This window comes from candidate division KSB1 bacterium (assembly GCA_022562085.1).
GTDB lineage: Bacteria > Zhuqueibacterota > Zhuqueibacteria > Oceanimicrobiales > Oceanimicrobiaceae > Oceanimicrobium.
The window spans coordinates 1-4148 of the sequence record JADFPY010000385.1 but is presented as its reverse complement, the minus strand read 5'-3'; the positions used below and the strand labels follow the sequence as shown (position 1 = coordinate 4148).

9 protein-coding genes are annotated in these 4148 nt (G+C 47.0%); 3 read left to right on the top strand and 6 right to left on the bottom strand.

Going from position 1 to position 4148, the window contains the following annotated elements:
• Both IH879_20830 and IH879_20825 read right to left on the bottom strand, forming a co-directional pair.
• A partial coding sequence (locus IH879_20830) for a hypothetical protein (protein ID MCH7677374.1) occupies nt 1-368 on the bottom strand: 368 nt, incomplete at its 3' end.
• Complete coding sequence (locus IH879_20825) at nt 369-827, bottom strand: hypothetical protein (protein ID MCH7677373.1); 459 nt, start codon at nt 825-827, stop codon at nt 369-371. It lies immediately after the preceding gene.
• A 140-nt stretch (nt 828-967) separates the two neighbouring features.
• Between IH879_20825 and IH879_20820 the strand changes: the two genes are divergently transcribed.
• A complete protein-coding gene (locus tag IH879_20820; protein ID MCH7677372.1) occupies nt 968-1354 on the top strand; it encodes a PQQ-dependent sugar dehydrogenase in 387 nt (128 codons plus the stop codon).
• Here the strand turns inward: IH879_20820 and IH879_20815 are convergent.
• The gene (locus tag IH879_20815) at nt 1351-1497 is read right to left on the bottom strand and encodes a hypothetical protein (protein MCH7677371.1); all 147 of its coding nucleotides are present in this window, start codon (nt 1495-1497) and stop codon (nt 1351-1353) included. The genes IH879_20820 and IH879_20815 overlap by 4 nt on opposite strands.
• Between IH879_20815 and IH879_20810 the strand changes: the two genes are divergently transcribed.
• A complete protein-coding gene (locus IH879_20810; protein ID MCH7677370.1) occupies nt 1498-1764 on the top strand; it encodes a T9SS type A sorting domain-containing protein in 267 nt (88 codons plus the stop codon).
• 112 nt (nt 1765-1876) lie between these two features.
• Nucleotides 1877-2344, top strand: a complete 468-nt coding sequence (locus IH879_20805) for a hypothetical protein (GenBank protein MCH7677369.1) — start codon at nt 1877-1879, stop codon at nt 2342-2344.
• A gap of 3 nt (nt 2345-2347) precedes the next feature.
• On the opposite strand, the gene IH879_20800 is transcribed toward IH879_20805, so the two are convergent.
• The 3 genes from IH879_20800 to IH879_20790 are packed head-to-tail and all read right to left on the bottom strand — an operon-like array spanning nt 2348 to nt 4113.
• A complete protein-coding gene (locus tag IH879_20800; GenBank protein ID MCH7677368.1) occupies nt 2348-3553 on the bottom strand; it encodes a metallophosphoesterase in 1206 nt (401 codons plus the stop codon).
• A gap of 8 nt (nt 3554-3561) precedes the next feature.
• Nucleotides 3562-3816 (bottom strand): peroxidase, encoded by a 255-nt coding sequence (locus tag IH879_20795; GenBank protein MCH7677367.1) that lies wholly within the window; start codon nt 3814-3816, stop codon nt 3562-3564.
• A 51-nt stretch (nt 3817-3867) separates the two neighbouring features.
• Complete coding sequence (locus IH879_20790) at nt 3868-4113, bottom strand: carboxymuconolactone decarboxylase family protein (protein ID MCH7677366.1); 246 nt, start codon at nt 4111-4113, stop codon at nt 3868-3870.
• Nucleotides 4114-4148: the final 35 nt, after the last annotated feature.

Here is a 4148-nt window from a genome sequence, read left to right as displayed (position 1 = left end):
ATAAATTCCTGGTTTTGTTTGCTGTCTACGATGTTGTTTCTGCGCTGAAACTGTTTGCCGCAGACATGGCACATCAACGTGACTCGTTCGGCCCACTTACCGGCATGGGTGTGTCTGGTGCAATGCAAACGGTTTGCAACCGTCCGCTCATTCAGACAGCCGTCTCTGATGCAACGGCCACGCCAGCGGCGGAACCGTGTTTTCGTGATGTTGTGAGCCTTGAGAATCTGCCTCACTCGCTCACGAGTTATGCCAAACCGCTTCCCGGCTATCTTCAGTGCCGGATAGATACCGTGCTCGTCGCTCGTTGTTACGAACTCGATAAGCTGTTTGTTTCGTTCGTGAAGCTGTGTGGCGACGGTGCGCATCTACCCGGCCTCTTCCTGGTGGATTGGATGATTCGCGTTGCCCCAGCCGTAGTGCGTGCCCGAATAAATGCCCTGACACTCTTTGTCGCAAAAAAACATGGTTTGAAGACTTTTTCTGAGCGGATTTCTTGCTACTCGTTCCAGATTTGTTGTTTGTCTTCGGAGGTCAGATACTCGCCATGCGACCGGCTTGTCACACTGTGTGCAAGGAACCGTTGTCCACCGCGATGCTTTCCATTCCGCTTGATGCTGTTTGCAGTATTTGTGTTGGGTTGTCGGAGGTTCGGTGGGACAACCATTTTGAGCGCATATCCGTAATCGCCGCGTGCGCAGCCGGGGAACGTTGTGAGTTCGGAGAATCTTCGGAACCTCAGCAATTTGAGCCATTTTGTGGCCGAGCTGGCGAATATGGTACCGGACGATTCGGATCCCTTCGTGGGCCGGGACGCCTTTACGCATAAGGGCGGAATGCATGCGGACGCGGTTCGGAAGGTGAAATCGAGTTATGAGCATGTGGATCCGACGCTTGTGGGTAACAAGACGCATATTCCCGTGAGCGAGGTCTCTGGGCGATCGAGTTTGTTGGAGAAGGCGGCGGAGTGCGGGAAGAGGTTTTTGCGTATGGCTTGCGGAATGTCTGGCGCTTCAGTATTGATAAACTATCAGGTGAAATCTGGGCCGGAGATGTCGGGCAGAGCGCCAAAGAAGAAATTGATTTGATTGAAAAAGGCGGCAATTACGGCTGGCGCATTATGGAAGGATTCAACTGTTTTAATCCTTCCTCCGGCTGTGATCAAACCGGGTTAACTCTGCCTATCGTCGATCATGGCCGAAATGTGGCGCGTTCTATTACCGGCGGGTATATTTATCGAGGCGCCGCGAGCCCGGAGCTCACCGGGGCATACATTTACGGAGATTTCGAGACCGGCATAATCTGGATGCTCAGATATGAAAACAGCAAGTTACTGCTGATTCACTTTTATTAAACACAAATCTTTTTATCTCCTCCTTTGGAATTGACGCGCAAAACGAGCTCTACATACTCGACTACTTCGCCGGCGAAATCTACAAATTTGAACCAACTCCGGTTACCGGAATCGATGATCCAAACCAGCCGGAACTCTTTCAATTGGCGCAGAACTACCCCAACCCGTTTAACCCAACCACCACCATTTCATATCGACTGGGAAAAACCTCCAAAGTCGAGCTGACTATTTACAACACGGCCGGTCAAAAAGTGACCACACTTTTGGATACAAATCAACAGGCCGGTGAATACCAAGTGAAATGGCGCGGGGAAAGTGACTCAGGTGATAGAGTTGCCAGCGGCGTTTATTTTTACAAGTTGTGGGCCGGTGATTTAATACAGACACGAAAAATGATTCTGCTGCGTTAACTGGTTCAGCGCTACAAAATATTATTTTTTTGAATTTTACAAAATTTCGGTGGCATTTTAACCTTTTTTTCCCTATATTTAGAAGTTTTTTAACGACTTAAAGAGGAAACCTATGCCTAAAGCTGCAAAAACGACTAAAGCTGAAAAAACGCCTGAAGTTGGAAAAGAGATTGAAGCACATTGCAAGCCATGTAAAGCCGATACCGTACATGTTATAACGACCATTACAGATGATGTTGTAAAAAAAGTGATGTGCAAAGCGTGTAACGCCACGCATGTATATAAACCACCGCTCGATTCCGAAGAAGCGCCCAAACCTAAACGGGGCAGACCGAAAAAAGAGGACGGTGCCCCGACAGTTAGAAGAAGAAGAAAAGCCGACTGGGGCACCCTCATGGGAAAAATTGATCAGAGTCTAGCAGTCGATTACAGCATGACTGCCGATTACGGTGAAATTGAGTCGATTAACCACAAAAGGTTTGGCATCGGTATCATTACGAAAATTTTAACCGAAGATAAGATCCAGGTTGTTTTTGAGGAGAATACGAAAATTCTTGCTCAAAATTGGGAAGAGCAATAAGATTTAGCGTCTGCTTTTAAGAATTTTAATCAGGGTAACTTCGGCGGGCGCGCGATATCGCAGGGGGGCAAACGTCAGTCCCAGCCCATTATTAACACTCACCAGCATTTTACCCGAACCATAGATTCCCTTATAAAACGGTGTTTCAAGTCGCGGCGGCGTCAGGGTAAAGCCAAAAGGCTTAAACACCACCTGGCCGCCATGTGTGTGCCCGGCCAGGAAAATGTGGTAGCCCCTTTCTGCCGCCAACTCAATCACGCTTTCCGATGGTTGGTGAGAAATCAAAATATCCAGGAAGCCGCGGGGCTGCTGTCCCATCAAATAATTTAATTTCTCCAGATTCGCCCGCCGGGAATAGGTGTTGGTAATAAATGTAACCATCAGGCTGTCGAACCCAATTCGAATAAAATGATTTTTGTCCTCTAATGTGGTTATATCATTATCATTAAGATGCTGCAGAACCTGTTGCGAGTCTGACCAGACATCGTGGTCTCCCAAACATCCACAGACGCCGTATTTCGCTTCGAGCTTACCCAAGAGCTCCGCTGCCGGTGCTATAAACTTGGTACCGGAAGTCACCAGGTCGCCGGTAAAAAAAATCAAATCGGGATTGAGCCGGTTCACTTTTTTGACATAACGTCTGATTTTTCGCAGCTTTGTCCTCGGGCCTGCATGAACGTCGCTAATGTGAACAATTTTAAGTCCATCCAAATTTTCCGGCAAAGACTTTAAACTGTAACTGACTTTCGAGATTTGTATCCGGTTTGTATCGAGCAGCAATCGAATCAAAACATAAATGAGGAAAACGGCAAATATCGCCAGAGTCACCCGGTATTGCAGCGGCAGCCATATGGACTTAAACCGGTCATAAAAAGGATAAAAAGGCAGTTTAATAAAATCCAAAACAAGTAACAATGGCAGGACTTCAACGATCAAGATCAGCCCAATCCAGAATGGATAGGTGAATAAAATATCCCAGGGTTTAAACCCCTCGCGGACCGATTTTGCTAATTTTTTAAGTTTAAAAACATGCAGAACTAAAAGTAAAAAAGGATGCAAATTCAGGTAGCATAAAACGCCGATCAGATAAAAACTGACTTGCTCTTTTGGCCAGGGAAAGATATTGGCAAGGGAATGATAAAGCTTCCAACCGCAGTAAAAGTAAGCGAGAAAGAGCAGGGGCAGGAGGGACAGAAAAGTTCGTGGCATGGTTTGGGTTAGCCTTTTTTTCGCCAGTAAGATTCCAGCTCCACCCCTAAGCCGTCAGCTAAGCGGTTGACAAAATTATAGTAGCCGGTGATCTGGTTGATATCTAAAATCGCGGCATCGCTAAAATCTTCTCCGCGGAGTTTGTCAACATCTTCCTGTGCCATTTCCCAGGGCGTTTTAGTGAGTTTCACTGCGTAATCGAGCATCGCCAGGTCTGCGCTGGAGATGGGCGCGTTTCGGTAATCCCGTTTGAGATGCTCCAAAAGTGCCTCATTCTTCGTAAGCCGACGGAGACCCGCTCCGTGATGTGTTATTCAGTAGTGGCATTTGTTGATCACGGAAACCACCACCGCGATCATCTCTCGTTGCACCCGGCTCAAATCTGATTTTCCGTACATGAGCGTGCGATAAAAATCATAATGCCCTTGCAGCGAAGGCACATTCAGGCTGTGAATTTTAAGAATGTTGTCGACAACGCCTTCAGGGGTCATATGTTTTTTGTAAAACTCTTTTAGCGAGTCCTGAGCTGCATTTTCTTTGATGGTTTTTATCCACGCCATTTTGTGTCCTTAGGGTTTGGTTAACTTAATTTCAA